Annotated in this window: 15 protein-coding genes; 14 read left to right on the top strand and 1 reads right to left on the bottom strand. The window is 70.4% G+C overall.

Annotated features, from left to right (window positions below):
- Nucleotides 1-152: 152 nt before the first annotated feature.
- The 14 genes from coxB to ACBY01_RS07505 all read left to right on the top strand — a co-directional run bounded on the left by coxB (nt 153) and on the right by ACBY01_RS07505 (nt 13,444).
- A complete protein-coding gene (coxB, locus tag ACBY01_RS07570; protein ID WP_416460197.1) occupies nt 153-1,358 on the top strand; it encodes a cytochrome c oxidase subunit II in 1,206 nt (401 codons plus the stop codon).
- Between the two features lie 3 nt (nt 1,359-1,361).
- On the top strand, nt 1,362-3,026 hold the full coding sequence (gene ctaD, locus ACBY01_RS07565) for a cytochrome c oxidase subunit I (RefSeq protein WP_416460196.1): 1,665 nt from the start codon (nt 1,362-1,364) through the stop codon (nt 3,024-3,026).
- 286 nt (nt 3,027-3,312) lie between these two features.
- Entirely contained in the window at nt 3,313-4,218 is a 906-nt protein-coding gene (locus ACBY01_RS07560) for a heme o synthase (protein WP_416460195.1), read from the top strand.
- Entirely contained in the window at nt 4,215-4,349 is a 135-nt protein-coding gene (locus ACBY01_RS07555) for a hypothetical protein (RefSeq protein ID WP_416460194.1), read from the top strand. Before ACBY01_RS07560 ends, ACBY01_RS07555 begins: the two co-directional genes overlap by 4 nt.
- The gene (locus ACBY01_RS07550) at nt 4,346-4,879 is read left to right on the top strand and encodes a cytochrome c oxidase assembly protein (RefSeq protein WP_416460193.1); all 534 of its coding nucleotides are present in this window, start codon (nt 4,346-4,348) and stop codon (nt 4,877-4,879) included. Before ACBY01_RS07555 ends, ACBY01_RS07550 begins: the two co-directional genes overlap by 4 nt.
- Before the next feature lie 32 nt (nt 4,880-4,911).
- Complete coding sequence (locus ACBY01_RS07545; protein ID WP_416460192.1) at nt 4,912-5,823, top strand: cytochrome c oxidase subunit 3; 912 nt, start codon at nt 4,912-4,914, stop codon at nt 5,821-5,823.
- A 61-nt stretch (nt 5,824-5,884) separates the two neighbouring features.
- Nucleotides 5,885-6,235, top strand: coding sequence for a DUF983 domain-containing protein (locus ACBY01_RS07540; RefSeq protein ID WP_416460245.1), 351 nt, complete (start codon nt 5,885-5,887; stop codon nt 6,233-6,235).
- On the top strand, nt 6,232-6,846 hold the full coding sequence (locus ACBY01_RS07535) for an SURF1 family protein (protein ID WP_416460191.1): 615 nt from the start codon (nt 6,232-6,234) through the stop codon (nt 6,844-6,846). The genes ACBY01_RS07540 and ACBY01_RS07535 overlap by 4 nt, the downstream gene beginning before the upstream one ends.
- A 121-nt stretch (nt 6,847-6,967) precedes the next feature.
- Entirely contained in the window at nt 6,968-7,429 is a 462-nt protein-coding gene (locus ACBY01_RS07530; RefSeq protein ID WP_416460190.1) for an RcnB family protein, read from the top strand.
- A 168-nt stretch (nt 7,430-7,597) separates the two neighbouring features.
- Entirely contained in the window at nt 7,598-8,989 is a 1,392-nt protein-coding gene (locus tag ACBY01_RS07525; RefSeq protein ID WP_416460189.1) for a glycosyl transferase family protein, read from the top strand.
- Entirely contained in the window at nt 8,986-9,993 is a 1,008-nt protein-coding gene (locus ACBY01_RS07520; protein WP_416460188.1) for a hypothetical protein, read from the top strand. The genes ACBY01_RS07525 and ACBY01_RS07520 overlap by 4 nt, the downstream gene beginning before the upstream one ends.
- Nucleotides 9,994-10,033: 40 nt before the next feature.
- Complete coding sequence (locus ACBY01_RS07515; protein WP_416460187.1) at nt 10,034-10,948, top strand: sulfite exporter TauE/SafE family protein; 915 nt, start codon at nt 10,034-10,036, stop codon at nt 10,946-10,948.
- Nucleotides 10,945-11,709 (top strand): TIGR02186 family protein, encoded by a 765-nt coding sequence (locus tag ACBY01_RS07510; protein WP_416460186.1) that lies wholly within the window; start codon nt 10,945-10,947, stop codon nt 11,707-11,709. Before ACBY01_RS07515 ends, ACBY01_RS07510 begins: the two co-directional genes overlap by 4 nt.
- 82 nt (nt 11,710-11,791) lie before the next feature.
- On the top strand, nt 11,792-13,444 hold the full coding sequence (locus ACBY01_RS07505; RefSeq protein WP_416460185.1) for an ATP-binding protein: 1,653 nt from the start codon (nt 11,792-11,794) through the stop codon (nt 13,442-13,444).
- Between the two features lie 39 nt (nt 13,445-13,483).
- Here the strand turns inward: ACBY01_RS07505 and ACBY01_RS07500 are convergent, their stop codons facing one another.
- Nucleotides 13,484-14,962, bottom strand: coding sequence for a M23 family metallopeptidase (locus ACBY01_RS07500; protein ID WP_416460184.1), 1,479 nt, complete (start codon nt 14,960-14,962; stop codon nt 13,484-13,486).
- Between the last annotated feature and the right edge of the window lie 207 nt (nt 14,963-15,169).

Genomic DNA, 15,169 nt, shown 5'->3' with positions numbered 1-15,169 from the left:
GCCGCGCGGGGCAGCGCGGCAATCGGGCCGGCAAAAAGAGCGACCCCGCGCTTGAGACAAGGGAAAACGCTGCGTATACCCCTGGAATGGGCCTCGTCCGGGGTACCGGATGCGCAAGCCCGCGCGACGAAAACGGGTAGATGGGGATGCGAATGGCTGGAAACGGGCTGTCCGGATGGAAGCTGGCCGCACTCGGCATCGGCTTGGCGTTGACGATGGCCGGCCACGCCGTCGCTGCGCCGCAGGCCGCAGTGGCGCAGACGGCTCCGCAGCCGGCGCCGCCGCAGGCGGGAACGCCGCCGCCCGGATCGGCCGAGGCGTCGCCCGACGGCAGCGTCAACCCGCCCACGACCGTTGCCGCGCCGCAGCCGGAAGCGGCTCCCGACCCGACGCTGAACGCGGACGGCACGCCCAAGCTGCGGCCTACCGAGAACCAGGGCCAGCCCAGCGCCGGCGTCGTCGCCATCCAGGATCAGGTGACCCCGAACGGCCAGGAGGCGCTGCGCTTCCACAACCATCTGCTGATGCCGGTAATCACCGCGATCGTGCTGCTGGTGCTGGGCCTGCTGGTGTGGGTGGTGATCCGCTATCGCGCCGCCGCGCACCCGAACCCGTCGCGCACCTCGCACAACACCACCATCGAGATCCTATGGACCGCGGTGCCGGTGCTGATCCTGGCGGTGTTCGCGGTGCCCTCGATCCGGCTGCTCGCGCACCAGTACAAGCCGGCGCCCGACAATGCCGTGACGATCAAGGCGATCGGCAACCAGTGGTTCTGGAGCTACGAATATCCGGACAACGGCGGCGTCTCCGTCACCGCCAACATGCTCAAGGAACGCGACCAGGTCGCCGCCGGCCAGCGCTTCCGCACCGATGCCGACGGCCCGCGCCTTCTCGCCACCGACAACCGCATCGTGCTGCCGGTCGGCGTGCCGATCCGCCTGATCACCACCGCCAACGACGTGATCCACAGCTGGGCGGTGCCGTCCTTCTGGGTGAAGCTCGACGCCATCCCCGGCCGGCTCAACGAGACCAGCTTCACCATCGAGAAGCCGGGCGTCTATTTCGGCCAGTGCTCCGAGCTGTGTGGCGCGCGCCACGGCTATATGCCGATCGCGATCGACGCGGTGCCGCCGGCCGAGTTCGCAGCCTGGATCCGCGCCAAGGGCGGCACCATGCCGGGCGAGGGCGAGCCGTCGACCGCCGCGCCGGCGCAGCCCGCCGCCGACACCGCCGACGACACGGCGACTCCCGCCGCCGGCGCCGAAGGCCCGACGGTCAACGCGACCGAAACCGCCACTCCCGTCACCCAGGGCGCAACCGGCAACCCGGCCGGCGCCGGCAACGTGGATCAGTAAGCCATGACCGACACCGCCCTGCAGCCCTCCGCATTCGAGGCGCCCTACCACGGGACCCACGATCCCCATGCGGACCATCGCCCCGGCTTCTTCGCGCGCTGGTTCCTGTCGACCAACCACAAGGACATCGGCACGCTCTACCTGATCTTCGCGATCTTCATGGGCGTGGTCGGCGGCGCGATCTCGGGCCTGATGCGCTGGGAACTCGCCGAGCCGGGCATCCAGCATCTGGGCAGCTGGGCGACCTGGCTCGCCGGCTCCGAACAGAGCCTGGACGAGTCGCTCCACCTGTGGAACGTGATGATCACCGCCCACGGCCTCATCATGGTGTTCTTCATGGTGATGCCGGCGATGATCGGCGGGTTCGGCAACTGGTTCGTGCCGATCATGATCGGCGCGCCGGACATGGCGTTCCCGCGCATGAACAACGTGTCCTTCTGGCTGCTGGTGCCCTCGGGCATCCTGCTGCTCGCCTCGCCCTTCTTCGGCGGCGCCGGCACGGGCTGGACGGTCTACGCGCCGCTGTCGACCTATGGCGAGACCTCCCCCTCGGTCGACATGGCGATCCTGTCGCTGCACCTGTCGGGCGCCGCGTCGATCCTGGGCGCGATCAACTTCATCACCACCATCTTCAACATGCGCGCGCCGGGCATGACGCTGCACAAGATGCCGCTGTTCGCCTGGTCGGTGCTGGTCACCGCGTTCCTGCTGCTGCTGTCGCTGCCGGTGCTCGCCGCGGCGATCACCATGCTGCTGACCGACCGCAACTTCGGCACCACCTTCTTCGATCCGGCCGGCGGCGGCGATCCGGTGCTCTACCAGCACCTGTTCTGGTTCTTCGGCCACCCGGAGGTCTACATCATGATCCTGCCGGGGTTCGGCATGGTCAGCCACATCATCGCGACGTTCAGCCGCAAGCCGGTGTTCGGCTACCTCGGCATGGCCTATGCGATGGTCGCGATCGGCGCGGTGGGCTTCATCGTCTGGGCCCATCACATGTTCACGACGGGTCTCAGCGTGAACACCAAGATGTACTTCACCGCCGCGACGATGATCATCGCGGTGCCGACCGGCATCAAGATCTTCTCGTGGATCGCGACGATGTGGGGCGGCTCGCTTCGCTTCCCCACCCCGATGCTGTGGGCGATCGGCTTCATCTTCATGTTCACGGTCGGCGGCGTGACCGGCGTGGTGCTCGCCAACGGCGGCGTCGACGACCTGATGCACGATACCTATTACGTCGTCGCGCACTTCCACTACGTGCTGTCGCTGGGCGCGGTGTTCGCGCTGTTCGCCGGCTTCTACTACTGGTTCCCGAAGATGTCGGGGCGGATGTACAACGAGTTCCTCGGCAAGCTGCACTTCTGGGTGTTCTTCGTCGGCGTGAACGTGCTGTTCTTCCCGATGCACTTCCTGGGCGCCAACGGCATGCCGCGCCGCATGCCCGACTACACCGACGCGTTCAGCTACTGGAACTACGTCGCCTCGATCGGCTACCTGATCATGGCGGTGGGGATGGTAGTGTTCTTCGTGAACCTGTTCCTGTCGCTCACCAGCGGCCGGCGGGCCCCCGACAACCCCTGGGGCGAAGGCGCGACCACGCTCGAATGGACGCTCTCGTCGCCGCCGCCGTATCACCAGTTCGAAACGCTGCCGAAGGTCGACTGACCCGGCGAAGAGCGCCCCGGAGGTCTCTCCGGGGCGTTTTTTTGCGCCGCCACCCCACGGTGATCCTGACGGAAGTCAGGATTCGTTGCCGTTCCGGCTGGAGTCGTCGGCACAGCGCATCTGGATGCTGACTTCCGTCCGCATGACGAGAGCGTCGATGCTGCCCGGACGATTGACGAACGGGTTGGGATACCCCGTTTCCTGTCGGTCGCGCCGGCCTATCAAGGCGTTCGACGGCGGCGACCCTTTCGCCGCCCCTGCGCCTTGCCTATACAGGACGCGACCTATGGCCACTGCGATCCCCTTGACGGTTCCCGCCGACTGGCGCGACTTCCTCGCCCTCACCAAGCCGCGGGTGATGACGCTTGTCGTGTTCACCGGCCTGTGCGGGATGCTCGCGGCGCCGGTGGGCATCCACCCGGTGCTCGGCTTCACCGCGATCCTGTGCATCGCGCTCGGCGCCGGCGCGGCGGGCGCGCTCAACCAGTGGTACGAGGCCGACCTCGACGCGCGGATGAAGCGCACGCGTGGCCGGCCGCTGCCAGACGGACGCATGGACCGCCAGGCGGCGCTGCACTTCGGCGTCGGCCTCGCCGTCTTCGCGGTCGCGCTGATGGGGCTGGCGGTGAACGTCGCCGCCGCCGCGATCCTGACGCTCTCGATCCTGTTCTACGTGCTGGTCTACACCGTGTGGCTCAAGCGCCGCACGCCGCAGAACATCGTCATCGGCGGTGCCGCCGGCGCCTTCCCGCCGCTGATCGGCTGGGCGGCGGCGACCGGCGAGGTCGCCGCACTGCCGCTGCTGCTGTTCGCGCTGGTGTTCCTGTGGACGCCGCCGCATTTCTGGGCGCTCGCGCTGTTCGTCCGCTCCGACTATGCCGCGGCCGGCGTGCCGATGCTGCCGGTGGTGGCGGGCGAGCGTGCCACGCGCACCCAGATCGGGCTCTACACGCTGCCGATGGCGGTGGCGGCGATCGCGCCGTGGCCGCTTGGGCTGGCCGGGGCGCTCTACGGCGCGGTCTCGGTCGCCACGACGGCGCTGTTCGGCTGGTTCGCGCTGCGCGTCGCGACCCGCACGACCGCGCCCGAAGGCGATGCGATGCGCCCGGAGAAGCGGCTGTTCGGCTATTCGATCCTGTACCTCTTCGTGGTGTTCGGCGCGCTGGTCGCCGACCGCTGGCTGCTGCCGTGACGCCCGAGGAGGAAGCGCTGATCCGCGCCCGCCAGCAGGCGCGCGCCCGCGTGATGGCGTGGCTGCTCGGCGCGCTCGTCGTGCTGCTGTTCGCGATCAGCATCGTCAAGATCCGCGCGGGGTTGGGATGACCCGCAACGGCCGCACCGCGCTGCTCGCCGGCCTCGCCGCGGTCGGAATGACCGGGCTCGGCTGGGCGAGCGTGCCGCTCTACCGCGTCTTCTGCCAGGTGACCGGGCTCAACGGCACGACCCAGCGCGGCCAGCAGGCGCCGGGCGGGATCGGCGACAAGGTCACCGTCGCCTTCGACAGCAACGTGGCGCCCAACCTGCCGTGGCGCTTCCGGCCTGAGAACGCCGCCGACACGATCGACATCGGCGCGCGCGACATGGCGTTCTTCGTCGCGAAGAACACCTCCGACCGGCCGATCACCGGCACCGCCACCTTCAACGTGACGCCGGCGCAGGCGGGCAAGTATTTCACCAAGATCCAGTGTTTCTGCTTCACCGAGCAGACGCTCCAGCCGGGCGAGGAAGTGCGCATGCCGGTGATCTTCTACGTCGATCCCAAGCTTGCCAGCGACCCCGACACGGCCGACGTGCGGGTGATTACGCTGTCCTACACCTTTTACCCGGTGGATTCCGCGCGGACGCCAAGCTAGGCTTTCGCGACAAGAGAGGATGGGGATCGACCATGGCCGGAACCAAGAACCACGATTACCACATCCTGCCGCCCAGCCCGTGGCCGATGCTGAGCGCGTTCGCCGCGCTGGCGCTGGCCGCCGGCGGCATCATGGTCATGCGCGACGCGGCCTATGGCGGGCTGCTGTTCGGCGCCGGGCTGATCGCGGTGCTCGCCTGCATGGGCCTGTGGTGGACCGACGTGATCCGCGAGGCGCGCGCGGGCGACCACACCCCCGTCGTCCAGCTCCACCTGCGCTACGGCATGGTGCTGTTCATCGCGTCCGAAGTGATGTTCTTCCTCGGCTGGTTCTGGGCGTGGTTCGACTTCTCGCTGTTCCCGGCGGCGGTGCAGTTCAGCCACGAGGATGGCGTCTCGCTGATCGATTCCGCCTCGCAGGTCGCCGCGCAGTGGCCGCCGGCCGGCATCGAGGTGCTCGATTCGTTCAAGCTGCCGCTGCTCAACACCTTCCTGCTGCTGCTGTCGGGCACCACCATCACCTGGGCGCACCACGCGCTGATCCACGGCCAGCACGGCGGCGCGCGCACCGGGCTGTGGGGGGCGTTGGGCGTCGGCGAGAACGACGACGTCAAGAAGGGGCTGTGGCTGACGATCGTGCTCGGCGTGCTGTTCTCGTGCATCCAGGCGTACGAGTATGCTCACGCACCGTTCCCGTTCGGGACGATCAACTACACCTCCGCCTTCTACATGGCGACCGGCTTCCACGGCTTCCACGTGATCGTCGGCACCATCTTCCTGATCGTGAACCTGGTGCGCGTGTACCAGGGCGACTTTACCCCGCGGCAGCACTTCGGGTTCGAAGCGGCGGCCTGGTACTGGCACTTCGTCGACGTGGTGTGGCTGTTCCTGTTCGTCAGCGTCTATGTCTGGGGCGGCTGGGGCGCACCGGTCCACGCCGGCTGACGTGACCGGCCCCACCGGCACGCCGCCGGCTCCTACGCCTGCCGGCGCGCCGCCGGCGCCGATGGCGGCCGCTACCGGCGGGCTGTGCCCGCGCTGCGGCGCGAAGACGCTGTTCGCCGGCTTCATCGCCTTCGCGCCGCGTTGCACCGCCTGCGGGCTCGACTTCCTCCGCTTCAACGTCGGCGACGGGCCGACGGTGTTCTTGACGATGGGGATCGGCACGCTGGTGACGGTGCTGGCGGTGCTCGTCGAACTGCTGTTCTCGCCGCCGTGGTGGCTGCACGTGCTGCTGTGGTTGCCGCTGACGCTGGGCGGCGTGGCGGTATCGCTGCGCTTCACCAAGGCGCTGCTGCTCGCGCTCGAGTACCGCAACGCCGCGCGCGAGGCGCGGCTGACCCGCGACGACCGGTGAGGCGGATCCCGCTCCTGCCGACGATCGCCGTCGCGTTCGCGGTGCTGGCGATGGTCGCCCTGGGAGTATGGCAGCTCGAACGGCGCGCGCAGAAGGAAGCGCTGATCGCCCGCTTCGCGGCCAACGCCGGCAAGCCGGTGATGGCGCTCCCCCATTTTCCCGACGCCAACGTGCTGTTCCGCCGCGTCTCCGCCCAGTGCCTGGAGGTGACCGGCTGGACCACCACCGGCGGCCGCAGCCGCGACGGCCTTGCCGGCTGGCGCCACGTCGCCCAGTGCCGCACCGGCGCGGAAGGGCCGGGCTTCCGCGTCGACCTGGGCGTGGGCAGCGATCCGAACTTCCATCCGGGCTGGCGCGGCGGCACCGTCACCGGCCTGCTCACCGAAGCGCCCGGCGGCACCCCCGCGATCGTCGCGCTGTTCGGCGGCAAGCCGGCCACCGCGCGCATGATCGTCGCCGAGACGCCCGCGCCCGGCCTCGCCGCCAGCCGGCCGCCGGATCCGGCCGACCTGCCCAACAACCATCTTGCCTATGCGGTGCAGTGGTTCGCCTTCGCCGTGATCGCGCTGGTGATCTACGCGCTGGCGCTGCGCCGCCGCGCGCGCGACTGACGCGCTCGCCTCCGCGCCGGCAGCTTTCGCTTGGCTGACGCGCCGGTTCGAACGCCATTCAGCGACACCGGCCTATCTCGTCCAGCATCGGGCGCTGCCCGGAACCTGAGAGGAGATCGCGATGCGTACCCTGATCCTTGCCGCTCTCGCCGCGACCACGACGCTGGCGGGCATCGCCGCTCCGGTCGCCGCCAGCGCGCAGTCGCGGCACGATCCGCGCGGCGCGTGGCGACACGACGACCGCCGCCCGGACGACCGCCGCTGGAACGGCCGACACGACGCTCCCCGATACGGCCGCGACCATCGTTGGGGGCAGAACGACTGGCGCGGCTATCGCGACCAGCACCGCCGGCTTTATGCGCGCGGCAACTGGCATGCGCCGTTCCGCTACAACAGCTTCCGCATCGGCGGCCGGATCGCGCCGAGCTACTACGGCAGCCGCTATGCCATTGCCGATCCGTGGCGCTACCGCCTCCCGCCGGTCCGCCCCGGCCAGCGTTGGGTGCGCCACTATGATGACGTGCTGCTGGTCGACACCCGCCGCGGGCGGGTCGTTCAGGTGATCCGAGGATTCTACTGGTAACTCAGAAGAGCCGCCGCTTCCTAGGCGGCTCTTTTACTGAGTCTTTTCTTCGCTTTCCTATGGAATTGAAAAGCCGTTAGCGGCTGGAGTAGATACCCCCGCACCCTTGTCTTGATTAATGTTGCATTTACCAGGATGCTACTTCCATCCGAATCGGGGGAAGTTGCTATGGGGGGCCTGGCGACGGCGATCGTGGTGTGGGACGGGGTGCTGCACGAAGTCGTGCTGTTCGCCGCGATCGGCGTGTTGATCGGCGGCATCGACGATCTCGCGACCGACCTCGTCCATTTCGGACGGCGCCGGCGCACCGCTCCGTCGCCTTCCACCATCCCGCGCCAGCAGGCGGAGCAGCGATCGGGCCGGCTGGCGATCTTCGTTCCCGCGTGGGACGAGTCCGCGGTGATCGGGCTGATGCTGCGCAGCGCGCTCGCCCGGTTCGACCATCCCGACTATCGCATCTACGCCGGCGCCTATCCCAACGATCCCGCCACCATTGCCGCGGTTGGCGCGGTCGCCGCGGAGGATAGCCGCGTGCGGCTGGTCCTGTGCCCGCGCCCCGGCCCGACGACCAAGGCCGACTGCCTCAACGCGCTGTGGCACGCGCTGCTCGCCGACCAGCGCGCCGAAGGGCGGCCGTTCAAGGGCGTGGTGCTCCACGATGCCGAGGATCTGGTCCATCCGGAGGAGCTGCGGCTGCTCGACCAGGGGCTCGACCGCGCGACGACGGTGCAGCTGCCGGTGCTGCCGCTCGCCGACACGCGCTCGCGCTGGATCTCGGGCCATTACATCGACGAATTCGCGGAAGCGCATGGCAAGCTGATGCCGGTGCGTCAGGCGCTTGGCGCGGGAATGCCGCTTGCCGGCACCGGCTGCGCGATCGCGGTGCCGATGCTCGCGCGCATCGCCATCGCTCGCGGCGGCCTGCCGTTCGACGAGGCGAGCCTGACCGAGGACTACGAACTCGGGCTGACGATCGCGATGCTCGGCGGCAGCGGCCTGTTCCTGAACGTAGCCGAGGCCGATGGCGACCAGCCGGTCGGCGTCCGCGCCTTCTTTCCCGCCACGCTCGACGCGGCGGTCCGGCAGAAGGCGCGCTGGATGATCGGCATCGCGCTCGCCGGCTGGGACCGGATCGGCTGGCAGCAGCGCGGCCGCGCGACCGAGCACTGGATGCGGATGCGCGACCGCCGCACCATCCTGGCGGTACCGGTGCTCGCCGCGGCCTATCTCGCGCTGGTCGGCTGGGGCGTGTCGGAGGCGGCGCACCTGCTGGCCGGCACCGCCCGCGCCGACGCCACGCCGGCGATGCGGCTGCTGCTGATGGTCAACACCGCGCTGCTCGGCTGGCGGATGGCGGTGCGCGCGCACTTCGTCGGCACGCGCTACGGCTGGCGCGAGGGTGCGCGCTCGATGCCCCGCAGCATCATCGCCAACATCATCGCGCTGCTCGCCGCACGCCGGGCGATGCTGCGCTACCTGGCGATGCTGCGCGGGGCCGAGCTGCGCTGGGACAAGACCGCCCACCACTTCCCCGATCTGCCCGCAGAGCGTGCGGCATGAGGGGCACCGGCCGACCCCTGCGGTTCCTGGCGGTGGTGCTGGCGGGATGGACCGGCGCCCGCGCGCTGCTGCTGTGGCCTACCGCGGACCTCGCCGCGCCGGCACAGGCGAGCGCACCGCGCCTGGCGACACTCGAGTCGCCCTATGTCGCGCCGACACCGCAAGCCGCGCCGTCGCTGGCCCGCATGCCGCGTCCGCCTGCGCCCGTAGGCGAGCGACGCTCGCGCAGTCGGAACGCTCCCACCATCGCCTATCCCGCGCTCGCCCCTGCCCGCGCGCAGACGGTCGCACCCGACGCGCTGTCGCTGGCGCCGGCGGTCGTGCAGCGCGTCGCCCCGGTCGAACCGGCTCCGGCGCTGGTGCCGCCATCGTCGCCGCGCCGCTGGTCGGTCAGCGCCTGGCTCGTCGGGCGCGGCGGCAGCATGGCCGGCGGCGGCCCGTTCGGCCCGGTCCAGCTCGGCGGCAGCCAGGCCGGCGTTCGGCTGCGCTACGGGTTGACGCGCACCGTGGCGCTGTCGGGGCGGCTGTCGACGCCGTTGCGCGGCAGCGGGCGCGAGGCGGGGCTCGGCATCGAGTGGCAGCCCGCCAAGCTGCCGGTCGCCGTGCTGCTCGAGCGGCGGGTCGCCCTCGATTCGACGCGCGGTGGCACCGCCCTCGGCGCGATCGCCGGAATCAACCCGACGCCGGTGGCGGGGCGCTGGCAGCTGGAGGCGTACGGACAGGCCGGCGTCGTCGTGCGGGCACGCCGCGAACCCTATGCCGACGGTGCGGCGCGGCTGCTGCTTCCGCTCGGATCGGACAGCGGCCCCCGGCTCGCGCTCGGCGCCGGCGTGTGGGGCGGCGCGCAGCGCGGCGCCAACCGGTTCGACGTCGGCCCCTCGATCGTCGCGACGCTGCCGACCGGCGGTCCGACGCTCCGCATCGCCGCGGACTGGCGGCAGCGCGTCGCGGGCAACGCCGCCCCCGGCTCCGGCCCGGCGATCACGCTCGGCACCGATTTCTGAAGGCTTTGTCCGGCCCGGCGGAACGGGTATCGAGGCGACAATGGATCTCTACCTTCCCGTCGCCAACCTGTCGGTCAACGCGCTCGTGATCGTGCTGCTGGGCGGCGGCGTCGGCTTCCTGTCGGGGATGTTCGGGGTCGGCGGCGGGTTCCTGACGACGCCGCTGCTGATCTTCTACGGAATCCCGCCCACGGTGGCGGCCGCATCGGCGGCAAGCCAGGTGACCGGCGCCAGCGTGTCGGGCGTGTTCGCCCATTTCCGCCGCGGCGGAGTCGACGTGCGGATGGGAACGGTGCTCACCGTCGGCGGCGTGCTCGGCTCGATCGCGGGGGCCGGCATCTTCCGGCTGCTGCAGGCGACCGGTCAGATCGATACGGTCATCGCGCTCATCTACGTGTTGCTGCTCGGCTCGATCGGCGGGCTGATGCTCAAGGAGGCGGTGGGCAGCATCCGCGTGCTGCGCGGCGCCAAGGCGCCGCCTGCGGCCCGGCGCCGCCACCACCCGCTGGTCGCCGCGCTGCCGCTGCGCTGGCGCTTCTACGCCTCCGGCCTCTACATCTCGCCGCTCGCGCCGCTGCTGCTGGGGTTCGGCGTCGGCATCCTCACCGTGCTGCTGGGGGTCGGCGGCGGTTTCGTGCTGGTGCCGGCGATGCTCTACCTGCTGGGCATGGGCACGCGGGTGGTGGTCGGCACCTCGCTGTTCCAGATCCTGTTCGTGACGGCGGCGGCGACGCTGGTCCACGCGATGACGACGAAGGCTGTCGACATCGTGCTCGCGGTGCTGCTGCTGATCGGGTCGGTCACCGGCGCGCAGATCGGCGCGAAGTTCGCCCAGGTGGTGAAGCCCGAATATCTACGGCTGATCCTGGCGCTGATGGTGCTGGCGGTGGCGTTCCGCATGGCGCTGGGGCTCGGCTGGCGCCCGGACGAGATCTACACGATCGAGCTGTCGTGAGGCGCACGCTCGGCCTCTCGCTGCTCGCGCCGCTGCTGCTCGGCGCCGCGCCCAAGCCGGTGCTGGTGCCCGACGTCTCGCGCCGCAACATCCAGATCGCCTACAGCTTCACCGGCGCCGAACTGCTGCTGTTCGGAGCGATCCTCTATCCCGGCGGCCGCGCGCCCGAGGGCGACGACCCGGCCGAGGTGGTGGTCGTGGTCAAGGGCCCGTCGCAGTCGATCGTGATGCGCGAGAAGGAGAAGGTCGCCGGCATCTGGGTCAACGCCTCGCGCACCCGCTTCCGCTCGGCCCCGTCCTTCTACGCGATCGCCTCGTCCAAGCCGATCGGCGCGCTGGTCGACGACCGCACCCGCGCGATCTACGAGCTCGGCCTCGACAGCCTTCAGCTCTCCCCCGCCTCCGGCGCCACCGCGCCGGAGCAGGCGCGCTTCACCGACGGGCTGGTCGACCTGAAGCGGCGCAACGGCCTCTATTACGAGGCGCCAGGCGCGGTGGAGATCACCGACGGCGTGCTCTACCGCGCCGCCGTCGACATTCCCGCGCGCGTGCCGGTAGGACGGTTCACCGCCGAGACCTTCCTGATCCGCGACGGCCGCGTCCTCGCCGCCGCCACGCGTGAGATCGACATCCGCAAGTCCGGGTTCGAGCGCTTCGTCGAACAGGCCGCCGAGCATGATTCGCTCGCCTACGGGCTGGTCGCGGTGGCGCTGTCGATGCTGTTCGGCTGGGCCGCCGGCACGCTGTGGCGGCGCTTCTAGCGCCGCCGCGGGCGCCCGGCGCGCCAACGCAACCTTTACCTTCCGCTGCGCATTCGAAGTCCGATCGACCGAGGAGACGCGAGTGACGGAACAGACGGGCGCACGATCGCTACACGACGGCGCGACGCCGCGCGCCGCCACGCCGCGCACGATCGGCGCCGTGGTCGACGTCGGCGGGGCGGCAAGCCAGATCCTCCTTAATCTCGATACGGTCAACGCCCTTACCGGAGACGCCGACGAGGCGCTCGCCACCGCCGGTCAGATCGGCAGCCAGCTGCGGATGCGCGCCAGCGGCGGCTGGCTGATCGCCACGATCCGCGCGATCCGCGCCGTCCCCGACGAGGAACGCCAGGCGATCGCCAGCATCGATTTCCTGGGCGAGGCGGAGGAGGACCGCGCCACCGGCGGGCTCCACGGCTTCCGCCGCGGCGTCACCCGCTATCCGATGCCCGGCACGCCGGTCTATCCGATGACGACCGGCGACCTTCGCCGGATCTATGCCGCCGACGACCGCGCCCATGTCGAGATCGGCAACGTCTATCCCACCAGCGACATCCGCGCCACGCTGCAGGTCGACGCGCTGCTCGGCAAGCATTTCGCGCTGCTCGGATCGACCGGCACCGGCAAGTCGACCGCCGCGGCGCTGATCCTCCACCGCATCTGCGCGCAGAGTCCGCAGGGGCACATCGTGATGATCGATCCGCACGGCGAATATGCCGCGGCGTTCGAGGGGATCGGCGCACTCTACGACGTGTCGAACCTGCAGATGCCCTACTGGCTGATGAACTTCGACGAGCATTGCGAGGTGCTGCTCACCAGCGCGGGCAACGAGCGGCAGGTCGACGCCGACATCCTCGCCAAGTGCCTGCTCGCCGCGCGCGCCAAGAACCGGCTGGCGCAGGAGATCGGCAAGCTCACGGTCGATTCGCCGATCCCCTATCTGCTGTCGGACCTCACCAACATCCTCCAGCAGGAAATGGGCAAGATCGATCGCGCCGGCGACACCACGCCCTATCTGCGGCTCAAGGCCAAGATCGACGAACTCCGCACCGATCCGCGCTTCGCCTTCATGTTCTCGGGCATGCTGGTGGCGGACACGATGGCGGCGTTCCTGTCGCGGGTGTTCCGCCTCCCCTCCGACGGCAAGCCGATCTCGATCATCGACGTCTCGGGCGTGCCGAGCGAGATCACCGCGGTGGTGGTGGCGGTGCTCAGCCGCATGGTGTTCGACTTCGCGATCTGGTCGCGCAACGAGCCCAGGCGCCCGATCCTGCTGGTGTGCGAGGAAGCGCACCGCTACGTCCCCAACGAGCGCAACGCCGATGCCTCCTCGGTCGGCCGCATCCTCAGCCGCATCGCCAAGGAAGGCCGCAAATACGGCGTCTCGCTGGGGCTCATCACCCAGCGTCCGTCCGACCTGGCCGAAGGCGTGCTGTCGCAATGCGGCACGATCCTGGCGATGCGGCTCAACAACGATCGCGATCAGGCGTTCGTGCGGGCGGCGATGCCCGAGGGCGCGCGCGCCTTCCTCGACACCATCCCGGCGCTGCGCAACCGCGAGTGCATCGTCTCCGGCGAAGGCGTGGCGACGCCGATGCGGGTGCGCTTCGACACGCTGGAAGAAGCGCAGCGCCCCGCCTCCGGCGATCCGCGCTTTTCCGAGCTGTGGCGCGAGACCGGCGGCGAGGACGGTATCCTCGAACGCACCATCCGCCGCTGGCGCGCGGGGCGGTAGTGGTGAGACATGCTCCTGCCCGCGCAGGAGCACGGTGGCTCAGTCGGCCTTTGCCGCGCCGGCCGGCACCGCCATCAGCTGCGCATAGGTGGTCTTGAAGCGGCGCAGATCGTCGCCGCCCAGCTGCTGGACGCTGGCTAGCGTCACCGAGCGCGGGTTGACCGCGGCACCGTTCTTCCACAGCTCGTAATGGAGGTGCGGCCCCGTCGACATGCCGGTCGACCCGACATAGCCGATCACGCTGCCCTGCCGCACCCGCTGCCCGGCACGCACCGCGATCCGGCTCATATGGCCATAGCCGGTGGCGATGCCGCTGACATGGTTGAGCTTGACGAAATTGCCGTAGCCGCCGTTGCGTCCCGCCCGCGCGACCACGCCGTCGGCCGCGGCGCGGATCGGCGTGCCGCTCGGCGCGGCGATGTCGAGCCCCTTGTGCAGCCGGCGAAAGCGCAGCAGCGGGTGGACGCGCCAGCCGAAGCCGGACGTCAGCCGGCCGCTCACCGGCATGGTCATGCCGCCGCGGCGCTCGCCCATGCCCTTGGGATCGTACCACTGAGTCTTGCCGCCGTCGTCCCAGCGCAGCAGCCGAACCGCGCGCTTGCCCTGGTCGAGCCCGGCGTAGAGCAGCTTGCCGAGCTTCACCTCGCCGGTTTCGGCGCGCGCACGCTCGATGATCAGGTCGAAGCGGTCGTTGCCGCCGACGCGGCCCATCGGCACGCGCGTCGACAGCGACTTGATATAGGTCTCGACCGCCTTCGCCGGGGCACCGGCGGCACGCGCGGCGCGGTAGAGGCTACCGCCGACGCGGCCCTGGATGCGCAGCGGAGTGTGATCGACCGCGATCGGGATCGGCTTCAGCGCGAGCCCGGCGTCGCCCCGCGCCAGCTCCAGCGCCAGGTCGAAGCGCGCGCGGAACGCCAGCTTCTCGAGCGGCCGCGGCTGCGACTTGGTGGCCCGCCGGCCGAGGGTGATGTCGAGCCGGGTGCCGGGATCGAGCTCGCCCGCAGCGATGCGGCCGTCGACCAGCGCCACCGCACGGGCGGCATCGTCGGCGCCGACGCCCGAGCGCTTGAGCGCGCCCGCCAGCCCGCCGCCGCTGCCCAGCGTCGCGGTGAGTTCGAGGATCGGACGCTCGGGCGTGTCGGCGAGCGGGCGGACGCCGCTGGTCGCCGCCATGTGCATGCCGCTGGTCGCGCCGAGCGCGCGCGGCGCGAAGCGCTGCGCCCGCGCCTCGTCCCAGTCGCGTCCGTCGAGCGCGGCCGGCACCGCCGCGCGGATCGGTCGGCCGATCCCCGGCGACAGCATCCAGGCCGCGGCGAGCAGCGCGGTGCAGGTCGCCGCCCCGCACCACCATTCACGCGAGCCGATCTGCGCGCCGAGATCGGGCGCGACGTCGAAGCTGGGGAAGCGGCGCTGGAGCGTCTCGGCAAGCGTGGGCGCACGCGGCGCCGCCATGCCGAACGACCGCGCGCTGGCGCTTCCGGCGAATTCCAGTCCGTGATCGTTGCGCAGAAACAAGAAAAGCGCACCCCTCGTGTCGACCGCCCGACCCGGTCGAGCCGTTTTCCTGTGCAGGTGGTGGGTTAAAGTCAAACTAACGAGCGGCTTAGCCGGCTGTGATCACGGCGGAGCGTGGGGCAGAGACGGTAAGCTGCGGAACCCGCGAGAGCGAGACTCCAGCTACACTCACCCGTCATCCTGACGAAAGTCAGGATCTCAGGCCGC

Origin of the sequence: Sphingomonas mangrovi, from assembly GCF_047975845.1 — a bacterium.
Classification (GTDB): domain Bacteria; phylum Pseudomonadota; class Alphaproteobacteria; order Sphingomonadales; family Sphingomonadaceae; genus Sphingomonas.
This window is presented reverse-complemented; position numbering and strand designations above follow the sequence as displayed.

Coding starts and splice junctions, on each gene's coding strand:
- coxB (WP_416460197.1), top strand. CDS start 153: ATGGCTGGAAACGGGCTGTCCGGATGGAAGCTGGCCGCACTCGGCATC.
- ctaD (WP_416460196.1), top strand. CDS start 1,362: ATGACCGACACCGCCCTGCAGCCCTCCGCATTCGAGGCGCCCTACCAC.
- ACBY01_RS07560 (WP_416460195.1), top strand. CDS start 3,313: ATGGCCACTGCGATCCCCTTGACGGTTCCCGCCGACTGGCGCGACTTC.
- ACBY01_RS07550 (WP_416460193.1), top strand. CDS start 4,346: ATGACCCGCAACGGCCGCACCGCGCTGCTCGCCGGCCTCGCCGCGGTC.
- ACBY01_RS07545 (WP_416460192.1), top strand. CDS start 4,912: ATGGCCGGAACCAAGAACCACGATTACCACATCCTGCCGCCCAGCCCG.
- ACBY01_RS07540 (WP_416460245.1), top strand. CDS start 5,885: ATGGCGGCCGCTACCGGCGGGCTGTGCCCGCGCTGCGGCGCGAAGACG.
- ACBY01_RS07530 (WP_416460190.1), top strand. CDS start 6,968: ATGCGTACCCTGATCCTTGCCGCTCTCGCCGCGACCACGACGCTGGCG.
- ACBY01_RS07525 (WP_416460189.1), top strand. CDS start 7,598: ATGGGGGGCCTGGCGACGGCGATCGTGGTGTGGGACGGGGTGCTGCAC.
- ACBY01_RS07520 (WP_416460188.1), top strand. CDS start 8,986: ATGAGGGGCACCGGCCGACCCCTGCGGTTCCTGGCGGTGGTGCTGGCG.
- ACBY01_RS07515 (WP_416460187.1), top strand. CDS start 10,034: ATGGATCTCTACCTTCCCGTCGCCAACCTGTCGGTCAACGCGCTCGTG.